The organism is Chromobacterium sp. CCUG 30098 (assembly GCF_059916605.1).
Genome location: NZ_JAUCGS010000003.1, coordinates 217,269 through 243,335 on the forward strand (window position 1 = coordinate 217,269; position 26,067 = coordinate 243,335).

Below are 26,067 nucleotides of genomic sequence, written 5' to 3' on the forward strand. Positions count from 1 at the left end.
AGCACATTTTAACTGAAGTCGCGATGAAACGCTCCCAAAACCGTCTGATTCCCTGGGTCATCGGCGCAACAGCCCTGCTGTTCGCCGGCTGGCTGTTGCAGCAGTTGGCGGCCGCGCTGACGCCGTTCGCGGTGGCCGCGGTGCTGGCCTATGTGCTCAATCCCGCGATGCGCTATCTGGCCGGCAAAGGCCTGCCGCGGCCGCTGGCCGCCGGCTTGGTGACGCTGGCCGGCATGGCCGCCACCTTCGCCTTGCTGCTGGTGGTGGCGCCCATGCTGTTCAAGCAGACCCAGGGCCTGATCGACCGCCTGCCGGTCTTGGTGGATTTCGCCCAGGGCCGGGTGCTGCCCTGGCTGCGCGCCGAGTTCGCCATCCAGCTGGAGCTGGACGCCGCCGGCTGGAAGCGGGTGCTGGCCGCCAACGCCGGCGCCTTGAAGAGCGCGCTGTCGGCGGTGGCCCTGCGCGCCACCCAGAGCGGTTTCATGCTGGCCGGCCTGTTGTTCAATCTCTTGTTGCTGCCGGTGCTGCTGTTTTATTTCCTGCAGGACGGGCCGCGGATGGCGGCGACGCTGGCCACGCTGGTGCCGCGGCGCTGGGCGGACGAGGTGACGGCCCTGGCGCGGGAGCTGGATAGGGTGCTGGGCGAATTCCTGCGCGGCCAGCTGTCGGTGATGCTGATCATGGCGGTGATCTTCGCGTCCAGCCTGGCCTTGCTGGGCCTGGAGTCCGGCATCGCCATCGGCGTGGTGGCCGGCCTGCTGGTGTTCATTCCCTATCTGGGCACTTTTCTCGGTTTCGCGCTGGCGGGCCTGGCCGCCGCGCTGCAGTTCGATTCCGCCGGCGAGGTGCTGCTGGTGCTGGGCGTGTTCGGCGCCGGACAATTGCTGGAAAGCCTGCTGATCACGCCTTGGTTGGTGGGCGAGCGCATCGGCCTGTCGCCGGTGGCGGTGATCTTTTCCCTGCTCGCCTTCGGGCAGTTATTGGGCTTCGCCGGCCTGCTGCTGGCCTTGCCGATGGCGGCCGCCACCTTGGTGATCTGCCGCTTTCTGGCGCGCGCTTATTTCAACACACGCTTTTATCAGCGTAAAATCAGGAATAGACATCAAAACCTAGTTTGATCGCCTTCACTTGGACCAGTTAATACTTGATTTGACGCCCACCCCCTTGCCGGCCTTCGACAATTTCCTGGCCGAACGCAACCGCGAGGTGATTACCGCGCTGACGGCCGAGGCCGGCGAGCGCTTCATCTATCTGTGGGGCGAGCCCGGCTGCGGCAAGACGCATCTGTTGCAGGCCTGGATCGCCCACGCCGAGCGGCTGGGGCGCGCCTCCATCTATCTGGACGGCAAGACCGAGCATCTGCCGGACTTCGCGCGCGAAGCCAGCTTCATCGCCGTCGACCATGTCGACGACCTGGCGCCGGACGACCAGATCACTCTGTTTTCCTTCTACAACTCGCTGAAAGAGAGCGGGGAGTCGCGGCTGTTGATGGCCGGCCGCCAGCCGCCGATGGCCTTGGCGGTGCGCGACGATCTGCGCACCCGCCTGGGCTGGGGCCTGGTGTTCGAAGTCAAGGCGCTGTCGGACGAGGACAAGCTGGCCGCCTTGCGCAGCCACGCCGCCAGCCGCCAGCTGTCGATTCCGGACGATGTCTACCGCTACCTGCTGACCCATTGGCGGCGCGACCTGTCCAGCCTGATCGGCATGATTGACATATTGGACCGCTATTCTCTGGCCATGAGGCGGCCGATCACCGTGCCGCTGGTGAAAAACGTTTTGCAAACCGCAAGCCCGGAACCATGACCGACACTTCTGCATTGCGCAATCTGGCGCTGTTCGACCTAGACCACACCCTGATCGCCGGCGATTCCGATTTCGAATGGCCGCGCTTCCTGATCCAGCGCGGCATTCTGGAGCAGGCGCATTACGACGAGCGCAACAATTATTTCTACCGGCAGTATCAGCAGGGCACGCTGGACATCCACGAATACCTGGTGTTCGCGCTGGAGCCCTTGAAGCGTTTCAGCCGCGCCGAACTGGACGCCTTGCATGCGGACTACCTGGAACAACACATCAAGCCCATCATCACCCGCAAGGCGCGCGATTTGCTGGCCGCGCACGCGGCCCAGGGCGACGAGATCATCATCATCACCGCCACCAACCGCTTCATTACCGGGCCTATCGCCCGCGAGCTGGGCGTGGAGCATCTGATCGCCATCGAGCTGGAGGAAGACGAGCAGGGCCGCTTCACCGGCCGCGTCAGCGGCGTGCCCAGCTTTCAGCAGGGCAAGATCACCCGTTTGCAGCAGTGGCTGGACGAGCGCGGCCTGAGCATGGACAGCTACGGCCAGAGCTTTTTCTACAGCGACTCGCACAACGATCTGCCCTTGCTGAAGCTGGTGGATCATCCAGTGGCGGTGGACCCGGACGACACCCTGCGCGCCCACGCCGAGCAAGAGGGCTGGCGGGTGATTTCGCTGCGCGATTGAGGCGCGGCAATTATCCACAGCGGCGGCTGAATAACCTTGTGGATAACTGTGTGGATCGCTTGCCAGGGCTTGGCTTTTGCTGGCAAAGGTTAAAAAAGCGGCAGCCTCCAATCATGGCGCGGATCTTGATAGTCTGGGTTGAAAGCCTTGCCTGGCGCGGCTTTCGCCGGCTTGAGTTTCGAGCGGCGCCGATGAAATGGGGCCGGCATTCGAAAGCCTTTATAAAAGATGGGTTTAGACGGCTTTGTTGACAACTCTGCGTAGTTTTCGCCGCTAAGCGCCTGTTTGAGGGCGCGGCGGCGGCGGCGCGTAGCGGAGCCGGTTGCTGAACCGGCATGGATGCCGCTAAAGTTCAGCGTTTGCAATCGTTTTTCGGAGAACCTCCTCGTGTGGTCAATCATTGAAGCGGCCGGCTGGCCGATCTGGACCATCATCGCCGCCTCGGTCGTGTCGCTGGCGATTATCTTTGAACGCTTGTTCAGCCTGAGGAAGAGCAGCGTGGCGCCGGAGGGCCTGCTGGGGCAGGCTTTGCAGGAGTACCGCCGCGCCGGCGCCAGCGAGGAGCTGTTGCGCAAGCTGCAGGAGCATTCGCCGCTGGGCCGCCTGTTCTGCGCCGGCCTGCGCAATGTCGGCGGCAATCGCGAAGTGATGAAGGAAGCGATCGAGGACGAGGGCCGTGTGGTGGCGCATCAACTGGAGCGCTTGCTGACCACGCTGGGCACCATCGCCGCGATGGCGCCCTTGCTGGGCCTGCTGGGCACGGTGATCGGCATGATCGAGATCTTCGGTTCGCAGTCGCCGGCGGGCAACAACCCGCAAGCATTGGCGCACGGCATTTCCATCGCGCTGTACAACACCGCCTTCGGCCTGATCGTCGCCATTCCCAGCATGATGTTCTATCGCCATTTCCGCTCCAAGGTGGACGGCCTGCTGGTGGAGATGGAGTCGCAAGCGGTCAAGCTGGTGGAAGTGCTGCACGGCGAGCGTAAAAACGGGGGTTGAGCATGAATTTCCGCCGAGGCCGCAGCCGCGAAGAGCCCGAGATCAACTTCATTCCCCTGATCGACGTGCTGCTGGTGATCCTGATCTTCCTGATGGTCACCACCACTTATTCCAAGTTCGCCGAACTCAAGATCAATCTGCCGGCCGCCCAGGGCGAGCAGGCCAAGACCAAGTCGTCGGAAATCACCGTGGCGGTGGCCGCCAACGGCGAAATGGCGGTGGGCGAGGCCAAGTTGGCCGCCGGCGACAAGGCGGCGCTGTTGAGCAAGCTGAAGGACGACGCCGCGGGCAAGAGCGATGTGATCGTCATCGTCAACGCCGACGCCAAAGCCACCCACCAATCGGTGGTGACGGTGATGGAGGCGGCGCGCGAGGCCGGTCTGAACCAGCTGACCTTCGCCACCCGTTCGCAATAGCCGTATGCATTGGATAGAACGGCAATGGTATCGGCCGCGCTGGTGGCTGACGGCCCTTCTGGCTCCGCTGGAAGGGCTGTTTGCCCTGTCGGCGGCGACCAGGCGGCTGGCTTACCGCCGCGGCTGGCTGCGCGCGGAGCGCCTGGCCGCGCCGGTGGCGGTGATCGGCAACATCAATGTGGGCGGCGTCGGCAAGACGCCGCTGACCCTGGCCCTGTTGCGCGATTTGCAACAAGGCGGCGTCAAGGCGGGGGTGATCAGCCGCGGTTACGGCGGCAGCCACCGCCAGCCCACGCTGGTGCGGCCGGACAGCTCGCCGGAAGAAGTGGGCGACGAGCCGCTCTTGCTGGCCGCCGCCGGCGCGCCGGTGGTGGTGGGGCGCGACCGGGTCGCCGCCGGCCGTCATTTGCTGGCGCTGCATCCCGATTTGGAATTGATACTGACCGACGACGGTCTGCAGCATTACCGCTTAAGCCGCGATCTGGAGATCGTGGTGCTGGACGGCGCGCGCGGCGGCGGCAACGGGCGGCTGCTGCCGGCCGGTCCCCTGCGCGAGCCGTGGTCTCGGCTGTGCTCCGTCGGCGCGGTGGTGATCAACGGCGGGGACGCCGCCGGCCTGGCCTTGCCGGCCGGGCCGCGGCGTTTTGCCATGCGTTTGCGTCCGGCCGCGCTGCAGCGGCTGGACCGGCCCGAGGAGACGCGGGCGGCGGCGGATTTCGCCGGCTTGCGGCTGGCGGCGATGGCCGGCATCGGCCACCCGCAGCGCTTCTTCGACACGCTGGCTGGCCTGGGCCTGCGGCCTGAGCTTTGCCTGGCCTGGCCCGACCATCATCAATTCGCCGCGGCGGACCTGCCGGCCGACATGGACGCGGTGATCGTCACCAGCAAGGACGCGGTCAAGCTGCGGCGGGTGATTCATGATGCAGCGCAGCGTGCTAGACTATGGGTTTTGCCGGTTCAGGCGGAGTTGGAGCCTGATCTGAGCGCTTGGATTCTGGATCGACTGAAGATAAAACATGGACGCTAAATTCCTGGATATTCTGGTGTGCCCGCTGTGCAAGGGCCCGCTGGTTTTCGACAAGGCCAAGCAGGAACTGGTCTGCAAGGGCGACCGACTGGCTTACCCGATCAAGGACGGCATCCCGATGATGCTGGAAGCCGAAGCCCGCGAGCTGGCGCCGGAAGAAGAAATAAAATGAGCCGCGGCTTTTGCGTGGTGATCCCGGCGCGTCTGGCGTCCAGCCGCTTGCCGGGCAAGCCGCTGGCCGATCTCGCCGGCAAGCCCATGGTGGCGCGGGTCGCCGAGCAGGCGGCCAAGAGCGGCGCGACGCGGGTGATCGTGGCCACCGACCACGCCGATGTGCTGGACGCCTGTCGCGCTCACGGCGTCGAGGCGTTGATGACGCGCGCCGACCACGCCAGCGGCACGGACCGGCTGGCCGAAGTGGCGCAGGCCTTGAACCTGGCCGACGATGAGATCGTGGTCAATGTCCAGGGCGACGAGCCGCTGATCGATCCGGCGCTGATCGATCAGCTGGCGGCGCTCCTGGCCGCCGGCGACGCGCCGGTGGCGACGCTGGCGCATCCGTTCCGCGACGCCGCCGACATGTTCAATCCCAATGTGGTCAAGACGGTGCTGGACCACGCCGGCCGCGCATTGTATTTCAGCCGCGCGCCGATTCCCTATGCCCGCGACGCCTTCGCACAGGATGCGAGCGCGCTGCCCGCGGACCTACCGGTGCTGCGGCATATCGGCATGTACGCCTATCAGGCGGGTTTTCTGAAGACCTATAACCGTTTGGAACCGGCGCCGCTGGAGCGTTTCGAAGCGCTGGAGCAGTTGCGGGTGTTGTGGCACGGCTTCGCCATCAAGGTGGCGGTGGTCGAGTCCGCGCCGCCGGCCGGCGTGGATACGCCGGAGGACCTGGAGCGGGTGCGCCGCTTGCTGGGCGCCGGACGGAACTCATAAGCCGGGCCGCGTCGGCGCGGCCCGGATTTCGATATCAAATCATCTTATTCAAATTGACGGAGCGATCTTCATGCGACTGATCCTGTTGGGGGCGCCTGGCGCCGGCAAAGGCACCCAGGCCAATTTCATCAAGGAAAAATTCGGCATCCCGCAAATCTCCACCGGCGACATGCTGCGCGCCGCGGTCAAGGCCGGCACGCCGCTGGGCCTGGAAGCCAAGGCGATCATGGACGCCGGCGGCCTGGTGCGCGACGACATCATCATCGGCCTGGTCAAGGAGCGCATCGCCGACGCGGATTGCGCCAACGGTTTCCTGTTCGACGGCTTCCCGCGCACCATTCCGCAAGCCGAGGCGATGATCGCCGCCGGCGTGGACATCGATTACGTGGTGGAGATCGACGTGCCGGACGCGGCCATCGTCGAGCGCATGGCCGGCCGCCGCGTGCATATGGCCTCCGGCCGCACCTACCACATCAGCTTCAACCCGCCCAAAGTGGCCGGCAAGGACGATGTGACCGGCGAAGAGCTGGTCCAGCGCGACGACGACCGCGAAGAAACCGTGAAGAAGCGTTTGTCGGTTTACCACGAACAGACCGCGGTGCTGGTGGGCTTCTACGGCGAGCGCGCCGCCAGCGGCGACGCCAAGGCGCCGAAATACGTCAAGATCGACGGCACCCGCGCGGTGGAAGTGGTGCGCGACGAGGTGCTGAAGGCGCTGGGCGCCTGAGAACCTGTTCCGGGTTCTCCAAGAAGACAAGCGGGCCTTATGGCCCGCTTTTCTTTTGACGTGTAGAGAAAGGGCTGGCGCGGCGGCGGCAACAGGCGGACAATTGAACCCGGAGCCCGCGAGCGGCTCCAAAAGTTTTTGTGCGTCAAGCCGGCGCGATGCCGGCGCAAGGATAATACCTATGTATCACGGGGAACGTTTCAACGGGATTTCCCATTTGATCGGCACTTTGCTGGCCATTACCGGCCTGGTGGTGCTGGTGACCATGGCCGCGCGCGAGGGCGACCCCTGGAAGGTGGTCAGCTTCAGCCTGTACGGCGCCACGCTGGTGGCCTTGTATCTGATTTCCACGCTGTATCACAGCTTCCGCGGCCGCGCCAAGGCGGTGCTGCAGAAGTGCGACCATTCGGCGATCTATCTGCTGATCGCCGGCAGCTACACGCCGTTCGCGCTGGTGACTTTGCGCGGCGCCTGGGGCTGGAGCCTGTTCGGCGTCAGCTGGGGCCTGGCCGTGTTCGGCATCATCCAGGAACTGACCCTGGGCCGGCGCACCCGTTTGCTGTCGATGATTCTTTACGTGGTGATGGGCTGGCTGGTGCTGGTGGCCTTGCCGCCCTTGATCGAGTCCTTGCCCAGCGGCGGCCTGTTCTGGCTGGCCTTGGGCGGGATTCTGTACAGCGTCGGCATCTATTGGTTTCTCAACGACGAGAAAATCCGCCACGGCCACGGCATCTGGCATTTGTTCGTGCTGGGCGGCAGCGTCTGCCAGTTTGTCAGCGTCTTGTTCTACGTGGCCTGAGCCGAGGCTTGAAGTCCTCCGCGCCGCGGCGGGACGAAGAAGAAGGGCGAAACCAGCGCAAACGCTGCTTTCGCCCTGTTTTATTGCGGCGTGGACGCTGGCGCTCGCTCAGGCGTCCGGCAAGTCCTGCAGCCGGCGCTCCTTGACCAGGGTTTCCAGCGCGCGCACCACTTCCGGATCGAACTGGCTGCCGGAGCGGCCGGAAATGTATTCCATGGTGTCGTGCAGCGTCCACGGCTCCTTGTAGGGCCGCTTGTTGAGCAGGGCGTCGAATACGTCCACCACCGCGACGATGCGCGCCGACAGCGGGATTTCGTGCGCTTTCTGCTTCCTGGGGTAGCCGTTGCCGTCGAAGTGCTCGTGGTGGCCGCCGGCGATTTCCGAGCCCAGGGACAGATAACTCATCCCCTCCACCATGCTGGCCGATCTGGCCAGAATCTGCGCGCCTATGGTGGCGTGCTGCTCCATGATCACCCGTTCGTCCGGGTCCAGCTTGCCTGGTTTGAACAGGATGTGGTCCGGCGTGCCCACCTTGCCGACATCGTGCAGGATGCTGGCCATGCCCACCATGTCCATGAATTCCTTGCCCATCAGTTCCGGATAAGCGCCGTTGTCCCGCATCTGCCCGGCGATGGCGTCGGTCAGCCGCTGCACGCGCAGCACGTGATTGCCGGTGTCGGTGTCTCGGAATTCCGCCAGATCCGCCAGCGCCACCACCGTGGCCTCCTGCGCGCTGCGCAGCTGGCTGTAGAGGTAGAGATTGTCGTAAGCGGCGGAAATGCGTTGGCAGAACACGTCGAGCAGATCGCGCTCCACTTCTTCCAGCGGCCATTGCGGGGTGAAGTGGATGATGAACTCGCGGCCGTTGCGCGAGGTGATGTAGAGCACGTCGTAGGGGTGTTGGTAGATGCTGCGCTTCTCGGCGAAGGAACGCAGGATCACCTGCTCCAGCTCGGGGAAGGGACTCAGGTCGCCGCTTTGCCCCAGCGGTTCGTAATTGCCGGAGGCGGCCAGGATTTCCAGTTCCGGCCGGCCGTTGCTGCTGTCGTTGCGCACGCAGAGGATGCCGTCGCTGCCGATGTCCAGCAGCGCGCTGATCTGGCGCAGCACGCCGGAGGCGAACTCGCGCAGCGAATACAGCTGGTACAGATCGGACGCGCTTTCCAGGATCTTGGACAGGCCTTGGCGGTTCTTCTCCAGCGACAGCAGGTTTTCGTAGGCGCGCAGCGAGGAGATGATGGTGGTGAACAGCTTTTGCACCGTCAGCTCGGTCTTGGTCTTGTAGTCGTTGATATCGTAGTTGAGGATGACTTCCTGCTCCGGCGCCTGTCCGGGCTGGCCGGTGCGCAGCACGATGCGCACCAGGCCGTTCTTCAGGTCCTGGCGGATCTGGTGCACCAGCTTCAGGCCGGCATCCTCGCTCTCCATCACCACGTCCAGCATGATCAGCGCGATGTCCGGATGCTGGCGTACCACTTCGTAGGCTTCCTTGCCGGAGTGGGCGCTGAGCAGTTCCAGCGGCCGTTCTTTGTAGCGGATGTTGCGCAGCGCGATGCGGGTGGCGGTGTGCACGTCCTTCTCATCGTCGACGATCAGGATTTTCCACGGGTGGCGGCCGTCGCCGGCGGCGGAGGCTGGGGAGGACGCAGACGGAGCGTCATCATCGTCCAGCAGCCAGTCGTCTTCCTGGTTGGTGATGTCGCTCATGCTATGTTCTCCTTGCTCTGATTGACCGGGGCGGAGCAGGGCATGGTGATGGTGAAGGTGGTGCCTTTATTCACTTCGCTGTGCACCTCGATCGACCCGCCCAGGCGTTGCCGTACGATGTTGTAGACGATGTTGAGCCCAAGACCGCTGCCGCCGCTGCCGCGGCGGGTGGTGAAGAAGGGGTCGAACACGCGGCTCAGGTTTTCCGGCGGAATGCCCTTGCCGTCGTCGCTGAGCGTCAGCGTGATGTAATGCGGATTGTTGCGCCTGGCCTCGATCAGGATTTTGCCGCTGCTGCGGTTTTCAAAGCCGTGCACCAGGGAGTTGACCATCAGATTGGTGACCACCTGGGCGAAGGAGCCCGGATAGCTGTCCAGCAGGATGTCTTCCTCGCACTGCACGCTGATGGTGGTGTTGGCGTGCTTGAAGCGCGGCTTCAGGCTGGTGATCACCTCGTTCAGATAATCCTGCAACTGGAAGCTGCGCCTCGCCTCGCTGGTCTGATCCACCGCCACCTGCTTGAAGCTGTGGATCAGGTTGGCCGCGCGCTCGGCGTTGGACAGGATCAGATCGCTGCATTCCTTGGCGGTGTCCAGATAAGCCTGGAAGTCGCTTTTCTTGACGGTGCCGCCGTCCACCTTTTCTATGATGTGGCTGGTGGCGGTGCCCAGATGGGAAGCGGTGGTCAGGGTGATGCCCACCGGGGTGTTGATCTCGTGGGCGACGCCGGCCACCAGGCTGCCCAGCGAGGCCATCTTCTCGGTTTCCACCAGGGTTTGCTGCGCTTCCATCAACTGGCGGTAAGCTTCTTCCGCGCGGTCGCGCTCGGCGCGGGCCACCGCTTCGGCCTCGGTGCGCTTGGCCAGATCGCCGGCGGTGCGAGCCACGATGCGGTTGAAGCCGTTGACGATGCCGCCGATCTCGTCGTCGGCGACGTGGGTGACTTGGGCGCCGCTGGCGTCCGGCGCGCGGATGGCGGTGTTCAAGGCCTGTTGCAGCCGCGCCAGCGGCTGGAACAGGAAGCGTTGCAGATTGAAGGACATGATCATGAAGATCATCACGTCCAGCAGCAGGATCTGGGCGGACAGTTCGATCAACTGGTCGCGCTGATGCTTGGCCAGCGCCTGGCGCGACAGATAGACGGTGGCGTTGCCCAAGTGCTCCTTGCCCTGGTAGACGATGGGAATGTTGAGCATGTCGTCGGAACGCGGCTCCTCCGACGGCGGCATGTCGCGGATGCTGCCGTCGCTGTCATGGCTGCGGCCCAGGCTGAGCCCGGATTCCCCCTTGACGCTGATGGCGATGATGGATGGCCAGCTCAGCTCGCTGTCCAGCGTCAGCCTGACGTTTTCATCGTCCAGCTGCCAGACGCTGTGCGGCAGCGACATCGCCAGGCGGGCTTTGACCGCGGCGCGTTGGGATTGGTAATCGGCCTCATTGCGTTCCTGGTTGTGCAAATAGGAAAACAGGCCCGTCGTCCCCAGAATGGCGGTGATCCAGGCCATCAACCAGAACATCAATTTGGTTTTTATGCTTTTCATTATGTTCACAGTTCCAAGTGCCCACACTGAATCCTAGGCAGTTCTGGCGCGAATACCAAATCCGGATGCGCGCGGAGCTAGCCGCCGCCGTCGGCGCTCAGCGCCGCGGCGGGCTTGGCGCGCGGGGCCAGTTTTTGCAGCGCCAGCCCGCTCAGGATCAGGCCCAGACCGACCAGGGTGGAGGGCAGGATGGCCTCTCCGATCAGGAAATGAATCAGCGCCAGCGACAGCAGCGGCGACAGGAAAATCAGGTTGGCGATGCGGGCGGTGCTCGGCGTCAGCTTCATCGCCGTCAGCCACAGAACAAAGGTGAAGCCCATCTCGAAGGCGCCGACATAGGCGGCGCCGGCCAGGCCCTGCCAGGCCACCAGGCCCAGCTGTCCGGTATAGGCGCACCAGGCCAGGCTCAGCGGCAGCGAGAAGGCGAAATTGAGCGTCAGGCCTATCACCGGCTCGCGCGCGTCGCGGGCGTTGAAAATCCAGTAGCCGGCCCACAGCAGGGTGGAGGCCAGCGCCAGCGCCACGCCCAGCGAGTCGGAAAAGCGCAGCTCCAGCACCTGGCCGCGGGTGCCGATCACCAGCACGCCCAGATAGCAGACCAGCGCGGCGGCGATGTCGCGGCGTTGCAGCTTTTGTTTGAGCAGCGGCACCGCCAGCAAGCTCATGGTCAAGGCCCAGGTGTAGTTGATGGCCTGGGCCTCCTGCGCGGGCAGCAGCGCGTAGGCCTGGAACAGAATCAGATAATACAGCGCCGGATTGACGGCGCCGAAGATCAGGGAGGCGCGCCAGTGGCGGCGCAGGGCCGGGGCGAGCTCCGGCAGCCTGCCCTGGACGGCGAGCAAGCCCAGCAGGCAGAAGAGAGAGGCGGCGCTGGCGTAGAGCACCAGCTGGGCCGGGCTGAGGTGGGCGAGACTGATCTTGAAGGCGCTGGCCACCGTGGACCAGGCCAGGACGGCGGCGAGTCCGTAGGCGTAAGCTTTAGATTGTGACTGCAAGGTAATCCCCAGGGTGACGGATGAGGGGCCGCGGGACGGCCATGCCGCCGGCCCGCGCGCCGATGACCCATTCTAATGCAAATGGATTTCCCCGGGGGCCTGCGGGGTCTTGGATCTAGGTGGCCTGTTCCTGCGCGCGTTCCTGGATCAGGCGGTTCAGCATCAGGCTGGCGCGCCAGGCGGTGTCGGAGGCGGACAGGCCGATGGGGCCGCCGGTTTCCATTTCGAAATCGTCGCCGGCCAGGCCATGGATGTGCACGGCCAGGCTGGCGGCTTCGAACGGCTCCATGCGCTGGGCCAGCAGCGCGGCGATGATGCCGGTCAGGACGTCGCCCTGGCCGGCCACCGCCAGCGCCGGGCCGCCGCTGGTGTTCAGATGGTAGAAGCCGTCCGGGCCGACGATCAGGCTGCCGGCGCCCTTGAGCACCACCACGCAGTTGAAGTGGTTGGCCAGCCGGCGCGCGGCCATCAGCCTGTCCTTTTGCACCGTCTCGGTGCTTTGTCCCAGCAGGCGAGCGGCTTCCGCCGGATGCGGGGTCAGCACGGTGCCGGCCTGGCGTTTGGCGATCAGGGCGGCGGCGGCGTGGTCGTTGGCCAGCAGGTTCAGCGCGTCGGCGTCCAATACCAGCGCCTGCGGCAGCTGGATGACTTGGTCCAGCAGGCGGCCGGCCCGTTCTTGCTGGCCCAGGCCGGGGCCGACGGCCAGCACGTCGGCGTCGGGCAGGCCGGCCGCTTCGTCCAGCGCGGAAATCATCAGCTCCGGCACCACCGGGTCCACCGGCAGCCGGTTGTCCAGCGGGCAGACATGGACTTTGCCGGCGCCGCAGGCCAAGGCGCTGCGCCCGGCCAGCAGCGCCGCGCCCAGCATGCCCGGCGCGCCGCCTATTACGCAGACGGTGCCGAACAGGCCTTTGTGGCTGTTGCGCGGCCGCAGCAGCGCGCGGACGTCCGGCTGGTTGATGCTGCCGTCCGCCGCGGGGATCAATCTGGGCGGGCAGTCCAGCAGTTCCAGTTCCACATTGCCGGCCAGATCGGCGCCGGAGGCGCTGAACAGGCCGGGCTTCTGGCACAAAAAGGTCAGGGTGTGGCTGGCCTGGATCGCGGTGTTGGCCGGCACGCCGGTATAGGCGTCCAGGCCGCTGGGGCAGTCCAGCGCCAGGATGGGGCTGCCCAGCTGGTTGATGCGGTCGATCAGCGTGGTCCATTCCAGGTCGAAGTCCCGGCTCAGGCCCACGCCGAACAGGCCGTCTATGACCAGTTGCGGCGCGCGGTAGTCGCGCGGCAGATCGAACATCACATGGCCCTGGGCCTGCTCCAGCTCATGCAGGGCTTCCGAGGTGGCGGGGCTAGTGGGCTGGGTGGGCACCAGCACGTCGACGCGGAAACGACGGCGCATCAGTTCCAGCGCCGCGTACAGCGCGTCGCCGCCGTTATTGCCGGGGCCGGCGCAAATCAACAGCCGGGACGCGCTGGGCAGGTGGTGGCTGACCCAGTCCGCGGTGGCCATCGCCGCGCGCTGCATCAGGTTGTAGCCGGCGTCGGTGGCTTGGCGCTCCAGTTGGCGCAAGGCGTCCAGGCTGAGAATGCTTTGGTCTTGTGTCGGCATCCCAAGATTCCTCTTTGACCGGGCCGCAAGCGGCGCGGCGGCTGGCTAGGGGGCCGCGGGGCGGTCCGGGGCGGGCTCGCCCCAGCGCGGCGTCAATTGATTGTCGATGCGGAGCTGATCCAGAATTCGCGCCACCACGAAGTCGATCATATCGTCCACGGTCTTGGGATGAGTATAGAACCCCGGAGACGGCGGCAGGATGACAACGCCGAGACGAGCCAGCTTGAGCATGTTTTCCAGATGGATGGCGGAGAACGGCGCCTCGCGCGGCACCAGCACCAGCTTGCGCTGTTCCTTGATGCTGACGTCGGCGGCGCGTTCGATCAGATTGTCGCTGCTGCCCTGGGCGATGGCGGCCAGGGTGCCCATCGAGCACGGGCAGACCACCATGGCGTCGGCCGGGTTGGAGCCGGACGCCACCGGCGCGAACCACTCTTCGCGGCCGAAGACCGCCAGCTGGCCGTCGCGCGCGCCGCTGCGTTGCATCAGCCATTGCCGGGCTTCGGCCGGGCGCGAGGGCAGGGTCAGGTCCATTTCCTGTTTGGCCACCACTTGCGCGGCCTGCGAATACAGCACCCAGACGCGGACGCCGGCGGCGATCAGGCAATCGATCAGCCGCAGGCCGTAGGGCAGTCCGGAGGCGCCGGTCAGGGCAACGGTGACGGTTTGGATCGGGCGCATGAATGTCTCCTGTAGGCGGGCGGCCCGAATGCGTTCAGTTCTGGCGGTAGAGCTGGCGATGGCGCACCAGCACCTGTTCGGCGGCGAACAGGCGGGCAAGGCGTTCCGTGATGTAGACCGAGCGGTGCTGACCGCCGGTACAGCCGACGGCGACGGTCAGATAGCTGCGGTTTTCCATGCTGAAACAGGGCAGCCATTTGCTGACCATCTGCTGGATGTCGTCCACCATCTGCTGCACTTCCGGCGTTTGCTGGAAGAAGTCGATGATGGGCTGGTCGCGGCCGGTGAACGGGCGCAGCTGCGGGTCGTAATAGGGATTGGGCAGGCAGCGGACGTCGAAAACGAAGTCGGCGTCCCGCGGCAGGCCGTGCTTGAAGCCGAAGGATTCGAAGATCAGGGTCAGCCGGCTGCTGTCGGCGTCCACCAGCTCGCGCACCCAGCTGCGCAGCGCGTTGGCGGACAGCTCGCTGGTGTCGATGCGGGTGCCCAGCTCCATGATCTCGGCCAGCATGTCCTGTTCCAGCAGAATGCTTTCCTCCACCGTGACGTCGGCGCCGGACAGCGGGTGGCGGCGGCGGGTTTCGGAGAAGCGCTTGACCAGGGTGGCGGGCGTGGCTTCCAGGAACAGCAGGCGCACGTCCACATGTTGGGCCCGCAGCTTTTCCATTTCCGCCGGCAAGGCGCCCAGCGACGGGCCGGAGCGGGTGTCCACGCTGATGGCAATCTGTTCGTAGCCGTAGTCGGCGTACAGCGACATCGCCTCGTGCAGCATGGTGGCCGGCAGATTGTCCACGCAGTAGAAGCCGGCGTCTTCCAGCGCGCGCAGCGCCACCGACTTGCCGGAACCGGACAGGCCGCTAATCAATATCAGGCGCATTTTCCTGGTCTCTGAGGAAGTTGGTGTGGCGTTCGATGAATTCGCGGGTGCTGTCTATGCCGCGCAGCTGCAGGATGTAGTTGCGCACCGCGGCTTCCACCAGCACCGCCAGGTTGCGGCCGGCGGCCACCGGCAGCACCACTTTGCGGATGGTGACGCCGATGATGTCCTGGGTTTCCGACTGAATGTTGAGGCGGTCCAGCGCCTGCATCGCCTGGTCGTTGGCCTTGACCAGGTGGATGATCAGCCGCAGCACCTTCTTCGGCCGCACGGCGGTTTCGCCGAAGATGGTGCGGATGTTGAGGATGCCCAGGCCGCGCACTTCCAGGAAGTCGCGCAGCAAGGGCGGGCAGCGGCCTTCCAGCGTGTCGGGGCCGATGCGGTACAGCTCCACCGCGTCGTCGGCCACCATGCCGTGGCCGCGGGAAATCAGTTCCAGCGCCAGCTCGCTCTTGCCCATCGCCGAATCGCCCATGATCAGCACGCCGATCTCGAACACGTCGAGGAAGACGCCGTGCAGCACGGTGGACACCGCCAGCGCCCGCGCCAGATAGATGCGCAGCACATCCATCAGGTAGGGGCTTTCCAGCTTGGTGGTCATCAGCGGGACGTTGTGGGTGTGGCAGTAGTCGCGCAGCAGCTTGGGCACCGGCTGGTCGTTGGCCACCATCACCACCGACATGCTCTTGTGGAACAGTTGGTCCAGCGCGGTCTTGGCGGCGGACTGCTCCAGCCGGTTCAGGTAGTCCACCTCGGCGAGGCCCAGCACCTGGACCCGGTTGGGGTGGATGAAATTGAGGTGGCCGACCAGCGCCTGCGTGGGGCGCTGTTCGTCGTTGCCTATCATATTGTCGGCGCCGCCGGTGCCTGCGACCCAGGTCAGGTTGAGCTTCTGCTGGTTTTCCTGGTACAGCCGGCGGACGCTGATGCTAGGCATTGGGCACCCAATTATTGAGCAGCTGATAGAGCTCGTCGCGCAGGGGGATGCCCAGCATCTGCTCGCGCATCTGGCGGCTGGAGAACAGCTGCGCCAGTTCGGACAGCACTTGCAGGTGCAGGTCCGTGGCCTGTTCCGGCACCAGCAGCACGAACAGGCACTGCACCGGCTTGCCGTCGGGCGCGTCGAAGGGAATCGGGGTCTTCAGACGGATGAATACGCCCATCGCGTCCTTGAGGCCGCGCGCGCGGCCGTGCGGAATCGCCACTCCCTGGCCAAGGCCGGTGGAGCCGAGCTTTTCGCGGGCGAACAGGCAATCGAAGATTTCGCTGCGCGCGATGCCCCGGGTATTTTCAACCAAGAGGCCGACTTGCTCGAACACGCGCTTCTTGCTGGCGACGTCCAGATCCAGCAGGACGTGTTCGGGTGTCAGGATTTTGCCGATGAGGTTCATATTGGATTATGCATGCGGCTGAGAAAAACCCGGCAATTCTACGTTGCCTTGATAGTACTGAAAACGGGCAAGTGCAAAGAAAAGCGGGAACCCGCAGGCCCCCGCCTTCCAATTCAAGGGATTACAGGCTGGCTTCAGGCGCCGGAGCACGGTGTTCAGACTGCTTTTCCTTGTGTTTCAGCACTTGACGGTCCAGCTTGTCGATCAGCAGATCGATGGCGGCGTACATATCGGATTCGGTGGCTTCCACGTGGATGTCCTTGCCGGACAGATGCACGTTGACTTCGGCCTTTTGCACCAGTTTATCAACAGACAGAGTAACGGAAATGTCGATCACATGGTCGACATGTCGAGTAACGCGCTCCATTTTGGTTTCAACGTATTCGCGCAGGGCGGGAGTTACTTCCAGATGCAGTCCAGTTACTTTGAGGTTCATACCCTAGCTCCTTCTGGTGTTGACAGTCCGGTCGGGTCGGCCGGATCGCTGTATTCCGCCGCCTGGGTCACAGCGTCTTGCGCTGGTTGACCGGCGGTATCTGCATGGCTTCACGATACTTGGCTATCGTGCGTCTGGCAACTTGTATTCCCTGTTTGGCCAGCGCTTCGACCAGGGCGCTGTCGGACAGCGGTTTGCTCGGCGATTCGGCGTCGATCAGGCTGCGGATGTGGGCCTTGATCGCGGTGGCGGAGCACTCGCCGCCGCTGTCGGTTTCCAGCGCGCTGCCGAAGAAATACTTGAGCTCGAACAGGCCGCGCGGGCAGAGCAGGTATTTCTGGGTGGTGACCCGGGACACCGTGGATTCATGCAGGCCCAGCTCGTCCGCGATGTCGCGCAGAATCAGCGGGCGCATGGCCACTTCGCCGTGTTCAAAGAACGATTGCTGCCGTTCAACGATAGCTTCCGCCACTTTCAGGATAGTGTCAAATCGCTGCTGGATGTTCTTCACCAGCCATTTGGCCTCCTGCAGCCGCGAGGACATTTCGCCGTTGCCGCCGCGGTTTTCCGCCAGCAGCCGCGCGTACATCTGGTTGACGCGCAAGCGAGGCACTGCGCCGCCGTTGAGGGCGGCCACCCAGCGTCCCTTGCGTTTTCTGACCGAGACGTCGGGGATCACGTACTGGGTGTCGCTGGCGCCGAAACCGGCGGTGGGGCGGGGGTTGAGGCGGGCGATCAGCGTCTGGGCGGCGCGCAGCGCGGCGTCGTCCACGCCCAGCTGTTTTTTCAGCCGGGTGTAGTCGCGGTTGCCCAGCAAGGCCAGGTGGTCGCGGACGATGGCCAGCGCCAGGCCGCGCTGCGGCTCGTCCGGGTCCAGCCGCTGCAATTGCAGCGCCAGCGCTTCCGGCAAGGAGCGCGCGCCGACGCCGGGCGGGTCGAACTGCTGCAGCAGGCGCAGGCCTATCATCAGCTCGTCGGCCTCGATTTCCAGTTCCAGCGGCAGGTGGCTGGCGATGTCTTCCAGCGTCTGGCCCAGATAGCCGTCGTCGTCCAGCTCTTCAATCAGCAGCTGGACGATGGCCTGATCGCGCGTAGGCAGCGCCACTTCGCCCAACTGCGCCAGCAGGTGCTCGCGCAGGCTGATAGGACAGGGCACGTTCAGCATCGGGTCCAGCTCGTCGTCGCCGTCGCCGCGGCGTCCGCCGCTGCCCCAGTCGCTCAGTTCGCCGGTCTCCGCGCCGCGTTCGCCGTCGTCGCCGGAGGCGTCGTCGCGGCTTTCCGCCGGGGCCTCCGGTTCCTGGGCGGCGGCGTCCGGCGCTTCGCCCTGCGGCGCTTCGTCGCCGCGCTCCAGCAAGGGATTGTCCAGCAAGAAGCGCTCGACTTCGGTCTGCAGGTCGAGGGTGGACATCTGCAGCAGCTTGATCGATTGCTGCAGCTGCGGCGTCAGGGTCAGCTGCTGCGATACCTTGAGCTGAAGTGTCTGTTTCATCGCTTACAGGTGGAAGTGTTCGCCAAGGTAAACTTCGCGCACCTTCTCGTTGTTGACCAGTTCTTCCGGCTCGCCGGAGGCGAGCACCGAGCCTTCGCTGATGATGTAGGCGCGGTCGCAGATGCGCAGGGTTTCACGCACATTGTGGTCGGTGATCAGCACGCCGATGCCGCGTTCCTTCAGGAAGGAGATGATTTTCTGGATGTCGATCACCGCGATCGGATCGACGCCGGCGAAGGGTTCGTCCAGCAGGATGAAGCGCGGCCGGGTGGCCAGCACGCGGGCGATCTCCACGCGGCGGCGTTCGCCGCCGGACAGCGACAGCGCGCTGCTGTCGCGCAGGTGGCCGATATTGAGGTCGTCCAGCAACAGGTCCAGTTCCTTGTCCAGTTCCTTGCCTTTGAGGCCGGACACTTCCAGGATGGCGGCGATGTTCTCCTCCACCGTCATGCGGCGGAAGATAGAGGCTTCCTGCGGCAGATAGCCGAGGCCCAGGCGCGCGCGCTGGTGGATGGGGTAGTGGGTGATCACCTGATCGTCCAGGCGAATCTCGCCGTCGTCGGCGCCGATCAGGCCGACGATCATGTAGAAGCTGGTGGTCTTGCCGGCGCCGTTGGGGCCGAGCAGGCCCACCACTTCGCCGCTGGCGATTTCCAGCGCCACGTCCTTGACCACGGTGCGTTTCTTGAAGCGCTTGCGCAGGCGCTCCACCTTGAGCACGCTTTGCGTCATTTGGCGGCTCCGCTGGCGGGTTTGGCCGTCGCCGGCTGGGAGGCGGTGTTCTTGGGTTGCAGGATCACGGTGACGCGGCCCTTGTTGGGGCCGGTGGCGGTGCCGCCGGTCACTTGGTAGGTTTCGTTCTGGGTGTTGTAGGTGATCACATTGCCCACCACCAGGTCGCCTTCGCGCTTGACCCGGGCGTTGCCGGTCAGCACCGCGAGGTTGGCCGCGCTGCTGTAGTCGAGGCGGCTGGACTGGCCTTCCACCCATTCGTTCTTGCCGTCCATTTTCTGGCGGAAGGTGACGATGCGGCCGGTGGCCACCAGGGTCTGGTTGCCTTGCTTGTCCTGGGTGGCGACGACTTTGTCGGCGTTGAGCCGCAAGGTGCCCTGGATGATCACCACATTGCCTTCGCAAGTGGAGACGCCCTTGATCTGGTCCATGGTGCAGCCGTTGTCGCTGGTGATTTCCATCGGCTTGGTGCGGTCGGCCTGTTCGGCGTGGGCGACGGAGGCGGCGGCCAGCGCCAGGCCGGCCAGCAGGAGACGGAGCTTATTTTTCATAAATGATCTTGGTGTGAGACAGCAGGTTCAACAAACCTGTCTGTTGCTGGTAGACGAAGCCCACGGAGTTGCCGTGCGATTTGCCCTGAAAGAATACGGTGGGCGCGGCGGAGCGGGCGATTTTCTTGCCGGTGTCGACATGCATGGCGCTGGTGACGACCTTGGTCTCCGGCTTGTCCGCGGCGGCGGGCTGGATCATGGTCGCCTTCTTGTCGAAATAGGCTTGCTGGGTTTTGTTGTTGTAACGGCCGACGTCGCCGATCAACTGGTATTGCAGCGCGCCTTGCTGGTACTGGTAGAGCTCGGGGTTTTCGAAGAAGGCGTCGTCCTTGCCCGGGTATTGCCACATGCGCGAGGCGATCAGCCGCTCGTAGAGCTTGCCTTGCGGGTCGAAGCGGGTGGCGATCAGGTGTTCGGCCACGTACTCGGGCTTGTCCGGGTCCAGTTCGCGGCGGTTGCTGTCCCAGCGCGAGACCTGGTCCAGCCACACGGTCAACAGGCCGGTCAGGCCCACCAGCAGCAGCGGGAACAGGCGGTGGGAGCGCAGCAGGCGGATCATGCCAGATACCTGGCCAGGATGGCGTCGAAGGAACCCTGGGCCTGCATGATCAGCTCGGCCAGCTCGCGCACCGCGCCCTTGCCGCCGGAGCAGCCGGTCACGTAGTGGGCGCGCTGGCGCACCAGGGCCGGCGCTTCCGGCACCGCGACGGCCAGGCCGACGCGGGTGATGATGGGCAGGTCGATCAGATCGTCGCCGATGAAGGCGCATTCCTCGGCCGTCAGGCCGGTGAGTTCCAGCAGTTCGCCCAAGGCCAGTTTCTTGTCGTGCACGCCGCCGTAGTAGTGGTCGATGTGCAGCGCCTGGGCGCGATGCTCGACGCAGCGGTCGGCGCGGCCGGAGATGATGGCCAGCTGGACCCCGGTGGATTGCAGCAGGCGCAGGCCCAGGCCGTCCTGCACATTGAAGGATTTGCTTTCTTCGCCGTGGGCGTTGTAGTAGATGCGGCCGTCGGTCATCACGCCGTCCACGTCCATGATCAGCAGCTTGACCTTGCGGGCCTGCTCAAAAATGCTTTGCATGCTTGTCCTTGCTAATGCCGGCGACTCAGATCACGCCGGCCTTGAATAGATCGTGCAGATGCAGCGCGCCTATCAATTTGTTGCTTTCATCTACGACCAGCAGGCTGGTGATCTTGTTCTGCTCCATCAGGAACACCGCCTCGGTGGCCAGCTTTTTGGGGCTGATGGTGCGCGGCGAGCGGCTCATCACCTGATCGATGGTCAGATCGTAAAGGTTGGCGGAACGTTCCAGCGTGCGGCGCAGGTCGCCGTCGGTGTAGACGCCCAGCAGGGCGTCGTCGGCGGCGCAGACGGCCAGCATGCCCAGGCGCTTGCGGGACAGTTCCAGCAAGGCGTCCTTCAGCGGCGTGCCCGGCGCCACCCGCGGCAATTCCTCGCCGCTGTGCATGATGTCGGACACGTGGACCAGCAGCTTGCGCCCCAGGCTGCCGCCCGGATGCGACAGCGCGAAATCGCCCTGGCCGAAGCCGCGCGCGTCCATCAGCGTGACCGCCAGCGCGTCGCCCAGCGCCATCTGCACCGTGGTGCTGGTGGTGGGGGCCAGGCCCAGCGGGCAGGCTTCCTTCTCCACGCGGGCGTCCAGGTGGATGTCGGCCTCCTGCGCCATGGTGGAGCTTTCGCGTCCGGTCATGCAGATCAAGCGCACGCCCTTGCGCTTCAAGGCCGGCAGCAGGGCGATGATTTCGTCGCTTTCGCCGGAGTTGGACAGCGCCAGCACGATGTCCTGGGCGGTGATCATGCCCAGATCGCCGTGGGCGGCCTCGCCCGGGTGAACGAAGAAGGCCGGCGTGCCGGTGCTGGCCAGCGTGGCGGCGATCTTGCGCGCCACGTGGCCGGACTTGCCCATGCCGGTGATCACCAGACGGCCGGCGCTGGCCAGGATCAGGTCCACGGCGGCGAGAAAGTCGCCGTTCAGGCTGCGCGACAGCGCGGTGAGGGCTTCGGACTCTATCTGCAGGACTTCCCGGGCCAATTGGAGCCGGGACGGAGCTTGTACTTTTTCCATAATTCGAAAGTATATCAAAGGTTATAATCGCTGAACGCAGGCTGGTGCATCTTTTGCTTGGCATGTGTTAAAAATTGCAGTCTTTTTCCTTTCTCTCGCTTCAGGAGCCCCGCCGCGCGATGCATTCGTCACTAGCCCCTATCGTCTTGGTTCTGCTGGCCGCGGTGTTGTCGGTGACCTTGTGCCGCAGCCTGAAAGTGCCGGCCATGCTCGGTTATCTGGTGGTGGGCTTTCTGGCCGGCCCCGGCGTGATGAATCTGATTCCGCAAGGCGAGGAAACCGCCTTTCTCGGCGAGATCGGCATTGTCTTTATGATGTTCTCCATCGGCCTGGAGTTTTCCCTGCCCAAGCTGCGCGCGATGCGGCAGCTGGTGTTCGGCGTCGGCTTCGGTCAGGTGGCGGCCACCATGTTGCTGGTGGGCCTGGCGGTGGGCTGGCTCAGCGGCAGTCCGCTGACCGGTTTCGCCGTCGGCGGCGCGCTGGCGATGTCGTCCACCGCCATCGTCAGCAAATTGCTGAACGAGCGTCTGGAGCTGAACCAGGCCCATGGCCAGCTGGCCATTGGCGTACTGTTGTTCCAGGACATCGCGGTGGTGCCCTTGCTGATTCTGTTCCCGGCCTTCGCCGGCGGCAGCGACACCTTGTGGATGGATCTGGGCCTGGCGGCGCTGAAGGTGGTGGTGGTGCTGGCCTTGCTGCTGTTCTTCGGCCAGCGCCTGCTGCGGCCGTGGTTCCATCTGGTGGCGCGCCAGCGCTCGGGCGAGCTGTTCATGATCAATGTGCTGCTGGTGACGCTGGGCGTGGCCTGGCTGACCGAGCTGTCCGGCCTGTCGCTGGCCTTGGGCGCCTTCGTCGCCGGCATGTTGATTTCGGAAACCGAATACCGCTATCAGGTGGAGGAGGACATCAGGCCGTTCCGCGACATCCTGCTGGGCTTCTTCTTCGTCACCGTGGGCATGAAGCTGGAACTGACGGTGTTGTTCGAGCGTTTCGGCGAAGTGCTGCTGATGCTGGCCCTGCTGCTGCCGATCAAGGTGGCGGTGGTGTTCGGCGTGGCGCGCGGCTTCCGCCACAAGTCCAATGAATCCATGCGCGCCGCGCTGGCCCTGGCCCAGGGCGGCGAGTTCGGCTTTGTGCTGCTGGCGCTGGCCTTGAACCTGCATCTGGTGCCGGCCGGCACCGCTCAGGCGGCGATCGCCGCGATTCTGATCTCGATGCTGATCGCGCCCTTCCTGATCCTGTACGGGGACAAGATCACCCGCCGCCTGATCAAGCAGGATTGGATGTTCCAGGCGCTGGACTTGCACCATATGCTGGTGGAGAGCATGTCCAAGAGCGACCACGTGGTGATCTGCGGTTACGGCCGCAGCGGTCAGGCGCTGGCGCGCTTGCTGGAGGCGGAGGAGATCCCGTTCTTCGCGCTGGACATGGACCCGGAGCGGGTGCGCGAGGCCGGCGAGGCCGGCGATCCGGTGGTGTTCGGCGACGCCGGCAAGCACGAGGTGCTGGTGGCGGCCGGCCTGATGCGCGCCAAGGCGGTGGTGGTGACCTTCGCCGACACCCACGCGGCCTTGCGTATTTTGAGTTCGGTGGAGCATGCGCGGCCGGGGCTGCCGGTGATCGTGCGCACGGTGGACGACAGCGATATGGATCAGCTGCGCCACGCCGGCGCCGACGAGGTGGTGGCCGAGGTGATGGAGGGCAGCCTGATGTTGGCCTCGCAGGCGCTGCTGGTGGTCGGCGTGCCGCCGAGCCGGGTGGTGCGCCGCATCCGCGCGGTGCGCGAGGAGCGCTACGGCCTGTTCCGCGGCTTCTTCCGCGGCGTCAGCGACGAGGGCGAGGGCATGGACGAGGCCTTGGTGCCGCGGCTGCAGAGCATTCAGGTCTGCACCGGAGCGGCGGCGGTGGGCCAGCCGTTGGCCAATCTGCATCTGCGGGATTTGGGCGTGGAATTGAAGGCGATCCGCCGTCAGCGGGTGCGGCGCACTGATTTCGACGACAGTTTCGAGGTGGAGCAGGGCGACGCGCTGGTGTTGCTGGGCACGCCGGAGCAACTGGCGCTGGCCGAGTACCGGATTCTGCAGGGGGAGTAAGGACCGGCGGGAGGACGTCGAACGGCCCTCGCGGCGTGAGCCGCGGGGGCCGTTCGTCTTGATGCTGTTTGTCGGGCGTTAAGGCAGGATGGTGGTGATCTGCTTTTGCAACTGCTGCTTCAGCGCCTGCTGCTTTTCCACCTCGGTCTTCTTGCCCTTGACCATGGCGTTGAAGTCCAGCGCGTAGACCGGCGCGTTCAGCGGGCCGGTGATCTTCAGCGGCACGTTGACGCCCTTGAGGCGGGCGAAGGCCAGCGGGTTGGCCTGCACGTCCATGGTGTAGTCGACGATGCTTTGCTTCAGGTCTATCTTGCCGCCGCCGCCCACATTCATCAGCTGGGAAGCGAGCTTCAGGTCCTGGCTGCGCGCCACGCCCTTGTCCAGGCGGAAGCTGCTGGACAGCGTGGCGAAGGTGGTTTTCTGGTCGTTCTGCGCGGCGCTGTTCCATTCCTTCAGCTCGGCCGGCAGGTTCTTCAGCGCCGCCACCAGGTCGATGCCGGTCAGCGCGCCGTTGTTCAAGCTCATCTGCACATTGCCGCTCAGGGTGTCGCGCAGCTGGGCGAAGGATTTGCCGTCGGCGTTGATGTCTATCTTGCCGTTGCCCTTGCCGTCCAGGCGGCTGAAGTTGAACAGGTCCACCAGCAGCGGGCGGATCTTCATGCCCTGCAGCGTCTGGTTCACTTTCAGTTGCGGCACGTCGCGGCGGCTGAGGCTGGCGTCGCCTTGCAGCCTGCCTTCGTAGATGTCGGCCGACATCTGGTCCAGCTCCAGCTCGCGCGGGTTGATGCGCACATTGCTGCTGATCTGCTTGATGCGGAAGCGGCCTACCGCCAGCTCGCCCACAGCCACCTTGCCGGTGAGGTCGAACAGGTCCAGCCAGTCCAGCGGGATGTCGCCGGTGTTCTGGAAGATGGCCACCGGATCGCCCTTGCTTTCCGGCAGGTAGCGGTTCAGGTCCAGACGGCCCACCGACACCGTGGCTTCGTGGCGCGGCTTGATCAGGCCGTACTGGCTGACGGTGACGGCGAGGTCGGAGCCGTCCATCTTGCCGGCGACGCGCAGATTGAAGCGCGGCTCGTCCAGATCGCCGTCCAGCGCGCCGTCCATGGTGGACACCAGCTTGCCGCGCGGCAGCAGCGGGGTGGTGATGGTGGAGGTCAGCGCCAAGGGCTGCATCCGCAATTGATTCATGCCGGCCAGGGACAGCGGCGCGTTGAGCTTGACGTTGACCTTGGTGGAGCCGGCCAGCCAGTTGAAGTCGCCGTGCAGCTTGTCGGCGTACAGGCCGGCTTCGTTGAGTTTGAGGTTTTCCAGCGCGGCTTCCAGCTGGTACTGGCTGCGCGCGTAGCTGAGCTTGGCGCTCAGCTGGCCGGAAGGCATGGTCAGCTCGTCGAAGCTGGCGTTGATCTGCGGCAGCGCCAGGTGGACTTCGCTGCTGGGCCGCTCGCTGCTGAAGGCGAGCGCCACATTGCTGCCGGTGGCCTGCAAGGTGGCGAAATTGAGTTTGTACTGGCCGCTGACGGTGAGTTTGCTTTCGCCCAGGCCGGGAACCTGGGTCATCGCCACCGCGTCCAGCGCCTCCAGGCTGACCTGGTCGTCCTGGATGGACAGCGGCGTGTTGACCGCCAGGCGCACCGGGCGCGAGCCCTGTTCCAGGATGGCGCCGGCGCTGAGGCTGGCGCCGCCGCGCAGATCGTCCGCGTCCAGGCTGATGCTGGCGACGCGGCTGTCGGTATGGGTCATCTGGTCGGACAGCACCAGGGTGCCCTCGCGTATCTTCAGCGTGTCCAGCTTGATGGAGAAGCTGCTCTGACTATGGCGCTGAAACAGATCGGCGATGGACAGGCGGCCGTCTTCGCCGCGGCTGATGTTGGCGCTGGGGCCGTACAGCGCCACCGAGCTCACTTCGCGGTTGCCGAACAGCAGCGGCCACCAGGCCAGGCCGACGCGCAATTCCTCCACGCGGGCAAACGGCGTTTGCTGGCCCGGTTCGGAGACGGAGAGCTTTTCGATCTGGATGCCGGGGGAGGGGAACAATATCGGGGTGACGCGGCCTTCGATGCTGATGACGCGGCCGGTGTCCTGCAAGGCGTGCGACAGGGTGCCGCGCACCTGAGCTTCATTAAATTGCCAGTAGATCAGCGATTGCACCAGCACGACGACCGCCACTAGCGCGGTGAGGCTGTAAACAGCGATGCGAAGCCACAGCCGGCCGGAGTTCAATTTCATGGGTGGATGCTCGGATGGGCCATGCCAGCGGTTTGATCTAGGTTACGGGTTGGGAAATCGGACTGGAGCGGGTGAAGGGAATCGAACCCTCGTCGTAAGCTTGGGAAGCTTCTGCTCTACCATTGAGCTACACCCGCGCGTTTTCGGCTAGAGCGCCCGAATGTAGCGTTTTTTGCCTGTTTTGGCAAGGCGCGCCGCCGCTGTGGGCGGTTCCGGCGACGGCGCGGGCGTTAAGCGATTGATAAAAAAGC

28 protein-coding genes and 1 tRNA gene are annotated in these 26,067 nt (G+C 64.9%); 11 read left to right on the forward strand and 18 right to left on the reverse strand.

What is annotated here, in order from left to right; genetic code table 11:
- The first annotated feature begins 23 nt into the window (after positions 1-23).
- Genes QUG03_RS09195 through QUG03_RS09205 form a run of 3 tightly spaced genes read left to right on the forward strand, consistent with a single transcriptional unit; the run spans position 24 to position 2,489 of the window.
- Positions 24-1,118 (forward strand): AI-2E family transporter, encoded by a 1,095-nt coding sequence (locus QUG03_RS09195; RefSeq protein WP_107798229.1) that lies wholly within the window; start codon positions 24-26, stop codon positions 1,116-1,118.
- Between the two features lie 10 nt (positions 1,119-1,128).
- Positions 1,129-1,803, forward strand: coding sequence for a DnaA regulatory inactivator Hda (gene hda / locus QUG03_RS09200; RefSeq protein ID WP_043591991.1), 675 nt, complete (start codon positions 1,129-1,131; stop codon positions 1,801-1,803).
- Complete coding sequence (locus tag QUG03_RS09205) at positions 1,800-2,489, forward strand: histidinol-phosphatase (protein WP_107798230.1); 690 nt, start codon at positions 1,800-1,802, stop codon at positions 2,487-2,489. The genes hda and QUG03_RS09205 overlap by 4 nt, the downstream gene beginning before the upstream one ends.
- A gap of 89 nt (positions 2,490-2,578) precedes the next feature.
- Here QUG03_RS09205 and QUG03_RS09210 read toward each other — a convergent pair whose 3' ends face one another.
- A complete protein-coding gene (locus QUG03_RS09210) occupies positions 2,579-2,854 on the reverse strand; it encodes a hypothetical protein (RefSeq protein WP_146176567.1) in 276 nt (91 codons plus the stop codon).
- A gap of 22 nt (positions 2,855-2,876) precedes the next feature.
- Between QUG03_RS09210 and QUG03_RS09215 the strand changes: the two genes are divergently transcribed.
- The 7 genes from QUG03_RS09215 to trhA all read left to right on the forward strand — a co-directional run bounded on the left by QUG03_RS09215 (position 2,877) and on the right by trhA (position 7,402).
- A complete protein-coding gene (locus QUG03_RS09215) occupies positions 2,877-3,491 on the forward strand; it encodes a MotA/TolQ/ExbB proton channel family protein (RefSeq protein ID WP_107798231.1) in 615 nt (204 codons plus the stop codon).
- A 2-nt stretch (positions 3,492-3,493) separates the two neighbouring features.
- On the forward strand, positions 3,494-3,907 hold the full coding sequence (locus tag QUG03_RS09220; RefSeq protein WP_107798232.1) for an ExbD/TolR family protein: 414 nt from the start codon (positions 3,494-3,496) through the stop codon (positions 3,905-3,907).
- 4 nt (positions 3,908-3,911) lie between these two features.
- On the forward strand, positions 3,912-4,934 hold the full coding sequence (gene lpxK / locus QUG03_RS09225) for a tetraacyldisaccharide 4'-kinase (protein ID WP_486636577.1): 1,023 nt from the start codon (positions 3,912-3,914) through the stop codon (positions 4,932-4,934).
- Positions 4,924-5,106, forward strand: a complete 183-nt coding sequence (locus QUG03_RS09230) for a Trm112 family protein (RefSeq protein ID WP_048408720.1) — start codon at positions 4,924-4,926, stop codon at positions 5,104-5,106. The genes lpxK and QUG03_RS09230 overlap by 11 nt, the downstream gene beginning before the upstream one ends.
- The gene (kdsB, locus tag QUG03_RS09235) at positions 5,103-5,876 is read left to right on the forward strand and encodes a 3-deoxy-manno-octulosonate cytidylyltransferase (RefSeq protein WP_486636578.1); all 774 of its coding nucleotides are present in this window, start codon (positions 5,103-5,105) and stop codon (positions 5,874-5,876) included. Before QUG03_RS09230 ends, kdsB begins: the two co-directional genes overlap by 4 nt.
- A gap of 70 nt (positions 5,877-5,946) precedes the next feature.
- The gene (gene adk, locus QUG03_RS09240) at positions 5,947-6,603 is read left to right on the forward strand and encodes an adenylate kinase (protein WP_107798235.1); all 657 of its coding nucleotides are present in this window, start codon (positions 5,947-5,949) and stop codon (positions 6,601-6,603) included.
- A 181-nt stretch (positions 6,604-6,784) separates the two neighbouring features.
- The gene (trhA, locus tag QUG03_RS09245; protein WP_019100472.1) at positions 6,785-7,402 is read left to right on the forward strand and encodes a PAQR family membrane homeostasis protein TrhA; all 618 of its coding nucleotides are present in this window, start codon (positions 6,785-6,787) and stop codon (positions 7,400-7,402) included.
- Between the two features lie 108 nt (positions 7,403-7,510).
- Here trhA and QUG03_RS09250 read toward each other — a convergent pair whose 3' ends face one another.
- The 15 genes from QUG03_RS09250 to QUG03_RS09320 form a co-directional block, all read right to left on the reverse strand.
- The gene (locus tag QUG03_RS09250) at positions 7,511-9,109 is read right to left on the reverse strand and encodes a DUF3369 domain-containing protein (RefSeq protein WP_107798236.1); all 1,599 of its coding nucleotides are present in this window, start codon (positions 9,107-9,109) and stop codon (positions 7,511-7,513) included.
- The gene (locus QUG03_RS09255; RefSeq protein ID WP_107798237.1) at positions 9,106-10,650 is read right to left on the reverse strand and encodes a sensor histidine kinase; all 1,545 of its coding nucleotides are present in this window, start codon (positions 10,648-10,650) and stop codon (positions 9,106-9,108) included. Before QUG03_RS09255 ends, QUG03_RS09250 begins: the two co-directional genes overlap by 4 nt.
- Positions 10,651-10,727: 77 nt before the next feature.
- Entirely contained in the window at positions 10,728-11,645 is a 918-nt protein-coding gene (locus tag QUG03_RS09260; protein WP_486636580.1) for a DMT family transporter, read from the reverse strand.
- 115 nt (positions 11,646-11,760) lie between these two features.
- Complete coding sequence (locus QUG03_RS09265; protein WP_486636581.1) at positions 11,761-13,251, reverse strand: NAD(P)H-hydrate dehydratase; 1,491 nt, start codon at positions 13,249-13,251, stop codon at positions 11,761-11,763.
- A gap of 45 nt (positions 13,252-13,296) precedes the next feature.
- Positions 13,297-13,932, reverse strand: a complete 636-nt coding sequence (locus tag QUG03_RS09270) for a flavin prenyltransferase UbiX (protein ID WP_107798240.1) — start codon at positions 13,930-13,932, stop codon at positions 13,297-13,299.
- 34 nt (positions 13,933-13,966) lie between these two features.
- On the reverse strand, positions 13,967-14,809 hold the full coding sequence (rapZ, locus tag QUG03_RS09275) for an RNase adapter RapZ (protein WP_488876929.1): 843 nt from the start codon (positions 14,807-14,809) through the stop codon (positions 13,967-13,969).
- On the reverse strand, positions 14,790-15,746 hold the full coding sequence (hprK, locus tag QUG03_RS09280; RefSeq protein WP_019104261.1) for an HPr(Ser) kinase/phosphatase: 957 nt from the start codon (positions 15,744-15,746) through the stop codon (positions 14,790-14,792). The genes rapZ and hprK overlap by 20 nt, the downstream gene beginning before the upstream one ends.
- Positions 15,739-16,200: a PTS IIA-like nitrogen regulatory protein PtsN gene (gene ptsN, locus QUG03_RS09285; RefSeq protein ID WP_107798242.1), complete on the reverse strand. Its 462-nt coding sequence runs from the start codon at positions 16,198-16,200 to the stop codon at positions 15,739-15,741. The genes hprK and ptsN overlap by 8 nt, the downstream gene beginning before the upstream one ends.
- A 121-nt stretch (positions 16,201-16,321) precedes the next feature.
- Positions 16,322-16,636, reverse strand: coding sequence for a ribosome hibernation-promoting factor, HPF/YfiA family (hpf, locus tag QUG03_RS09290; protein ID WP_019104259.1), 315 nt, complete (start codon positions 16,634-16,636; stop codon positions 16,322-16,324).
- 67 nt (positions 16,637-16,703) lie between these two features.
- Positions 16,704-18,125: an RNA polymerase factor sigma-54 gene (locus tag QUG03_RS09295; protein WP_500819877.1), complete on the reverse strand. Its 1,422-nt coding sequence runs from the start codon at positions 18,123-18,125 to the stop codon at positions 16,704-16,706.
- A 3-nt stretch (positions 18,126-18,128) separates the two neighbouring features.
- Positions 18,129-18,857 (reverse strand): LPS export ABC transporter ATP-binding protein, encoded by a 729-nt coding sequence (lptB, locus tag QUG03_RS09300; protein WP_227107056.1) that lies wholly within the window; start codon positions 18,855-18,857, stop codon positions 18,129-18,131.
- Positions 18,854-19,408, reverse strand: a complete 555-nt coding sequence (gene lptA, locus QUG03_RS09305) for a lipopolysaccharide transport periplasmic protein LptA (protein ID WP_107798245.1) — start codon at positions 19,406-19,408, stop codon at positions 18,854-18,856. Before lptA ends, lptB begins: the two co-directional genes overlap by 4 nt.
- Complete coding sequence (gene lptC, locus QUG03_RS09310) at positions 19,398-19,967, reverse strand: LPS export ABC transporter periplasmic protein LptC (RefSeq protein WP_107798246.1); 570 nt, start codon at positions 19,965-19,967, stop codon at positions 19,398-19,400. Before lptC ends, lptA begins: the two co-directional genes overlap by 11 nt.
- Positions 19,964-20,488: a KdsC family phosphatase gene (locus tag QUG03_RS09315; RefSeq protein WP_107798247.1), complete on the reverse strand. Its 525-nt coding sequence runs from the start codon at positions 20,486-20,488 to the stop codon at positions 19,964-19,966. The genes lptC and QUG03_RS09315 overlap by 4 nt, the downstream gene beginning before the upstream one ends.
- A gap of 25 nt (positions 20,489-20,513) precedes the next feature.
- On the reverse strand, positions 20,514-21,494 hold the full coding sequence (locus tag QUG03_RS09320) for a KpsF/GutQ family sugar-phosphate isomerase (RefSeq protein WP_227107058.1): 981 nt from the start codon (positions 21,492-21,494) through the stop codon (positions 20,514-20,516).
- A 119-nt stretch (positions 21,495-21,613) separates the two neighbouring features.
- On the opposite strand from QUG03_RS09320, the gene QUG03_RS09325 reads away from it, so the two are divergent.
- The gene (locus QUG03_RS09325) at positions 21,614-23,587 is read left to right on the forward strand and encodes a monovalent cation:proton antiporter family protein (protein WP_107798249.1); all 1,974 of its coding nucleotides are present in this window, start codon (positions 21,614-21,616) and stop codon (positions 23,585-23,587) included.
- A 78-nt stretch (positions 23,588-23,665) separates the two neighbouring features.
- On the opposite strand, the gene QUG03_RS09330 is transcribed toward QUG03_RS09325, so the two are convergent.
- Both QUG03_RS09330 and QUG03_RS09335 read right to left on the reverse strand, forming a co-directional pair.
- Entirely contained in the window at positions 23,666-25,816 is a 2,151-nt protein-coding gene (locus QUG03_RS09330; RefSeq protein ID WP_107798250.1) for an AsmA family protein, read from the reverse strand.
- A 63-nt stretch (positions 25,817-25,879) separates the two neighbouring features.
- A tRNA-Gly gene (locus QUG03_RS09335) sits at positions 25,880-25,953 on the reverse strand.
- Positions 25,954-26,067: the final 114 nt, after the last annotated feature.

Coding starts and splice junctions, on each gene's coding strand:
- lpxK (WP_486636577.1), top strand. CDS start 3,912: ATGCATTGGATAGAACGGCAATGGTATCGGCCGCGCTGGTGGCTGACG.
- QUG03_RS09315 (WP_107798247.1), bottom strand. CDS start 20,488: ATGCAAAGCATTTTTGAGCAGGCCCGCAAGGTCAAGCTGCTGATCATG.
- hpf (WP_019104259.1), bottom strand. CDS start 16,636: ATGAACCTCAAAGTAACTGGACTGCATCTGGAAGTAACTCCCGCCCTG.
- QUG03_RS09330 (WP_107798250.1), bottom strand. CDS start 25,816: ATGAAATTGAACTCCGGCCGGCTGTGGCTTCGCATCGCTGTTTACAGC.
- QUG03_RS09195 (WP_107798229.1), top strand. CDS start 24: ATGAAACGCTCCCAAAACCGTCTGATTCCCTGGGTCATCGGCGCAACA.
- QUG03_RS09205 (WP_107798230.1), top strand. CDS start 1,800: ATGACCGACACTTCTGCATTGCGCAATCTGGCGCTGTTCGACCTAGAC.
- kdsB (WP_486636578.1), top strand. CDS start 5,103: ATGAGCCGCGGCTTTTGCGTGGTGATCCCGGCGCGTCTGGCGTCCAGC.
- ptsN (WP_107798242.1), bottom strand. CDS start 16,200: ATGAACCTCATCGGCAAAATCCTGACACCCGAACACGTCCTGCTGGAT.
- QUG03_RS09325 (WP_107798249.1), top strand. CDS start 21,614: ATGCATTCGTCACTAGCCCCTATCGTCTTGGTTCTGCTGGCCGCGGTG.
- lptA (WP_107798245.1), bottom strand. CDS start 19,408: ATGAAAAATAAGCTCCGTCTCCTGCTGGCCGGCCTGGCGCTGGCCGCC.
- trhA (WP_019100472.1), top strand. CDS start 6,785: ATGTATCACGGGGAACGTTTCAACGGGATTTCCCATTTGATCGGCACT.
- QUG03_RS09250 (WP_107798236.1), bottom strand. CDS start 9,109: ATGAGCGACATCACCAACCAGGAAGACGACTGGCTGCTGGACGATGAT.
- lptB (WP_227107056.1), bottom strand. CDS start 18,857: ATGACGCAAAGCGTGCTCAAGGTGGAGCGCCTGCGCAAGCGCTTCAAG.
- lptC (WP_107798246.1), bottom strand. CDS start 19,967: ATGATCCGCCTGCTGCGCTCCCACCGCCTGTTCCCGCTGCTGCTGGTG.
- QUG03_RS09270 (WP_107798240.1), bottom strand. CDS start 13,932: ATGCGCCCGATCCAAACCGTCACCGTTGCCCTGACCGGCGCCTCCGGA.
- QUG03_RS09320 (WP_227107058.1), bottom strand. CDS start 21,494: ATGGAAAAAGTACAAGCTCCGTCCCGGCTCCAATTGGCCCGGGAAGTC.
- QUG03_RS09230 (WP_048408720.1), top strand. CDS start 4,924: ATGGACGCTAAATTCCTGGATATTCTGGTGTGCCCGCTGTGCAAGGGC.
- QUG03_RS09295 (WP_500819877.1), bottom strand. CDS start 18,125: ATGAAACAGACACTTCAGCTCAAGGTATCGCAGCAGCTGACCCTGACG.
- rapZ (WP_488876929.1), bottom strand. CDS start 14,809: ATGCGCCTGATATTGATTAGCGGCCTGTCCGGTTCCGGCAAGTCGGTG.
- QUG03_RS09265 (WP_486636581.1), bottom strand. CDS start 13,251: ATGCCGACACAAGACCAAAGCATTCTCAGCCTGGACGCCTTGCGCCAA.
- hprK (WP_019104261.1), bottom strand. CDS start 15,746: ATGCCTAGCATCAGCGTCCGCCGGCTGTACCAGGAAAACCAGCAGAAG.
- QUG03_RS09255 (WP_107798237.1), bottom strand. CDS start 10,650: ATGAAAAGCATAAAAACCAAATTGATGTTCTGGTTGATGGCCTGGATC.
- QUG03_RS09220 (WP_107798232.1), top strand. CDS start 3,494: ATGAATTTCCGCCGAGGCCGCAGCCGCGAAGAGCCCGAGATCAACTTC.
- adk (WP_107798235.1), top strand. CDS start 5,947: ATGCGACTGATCCTGTTGGGGGCGCCTGGCGCCGGCAAAGGCACCCAG.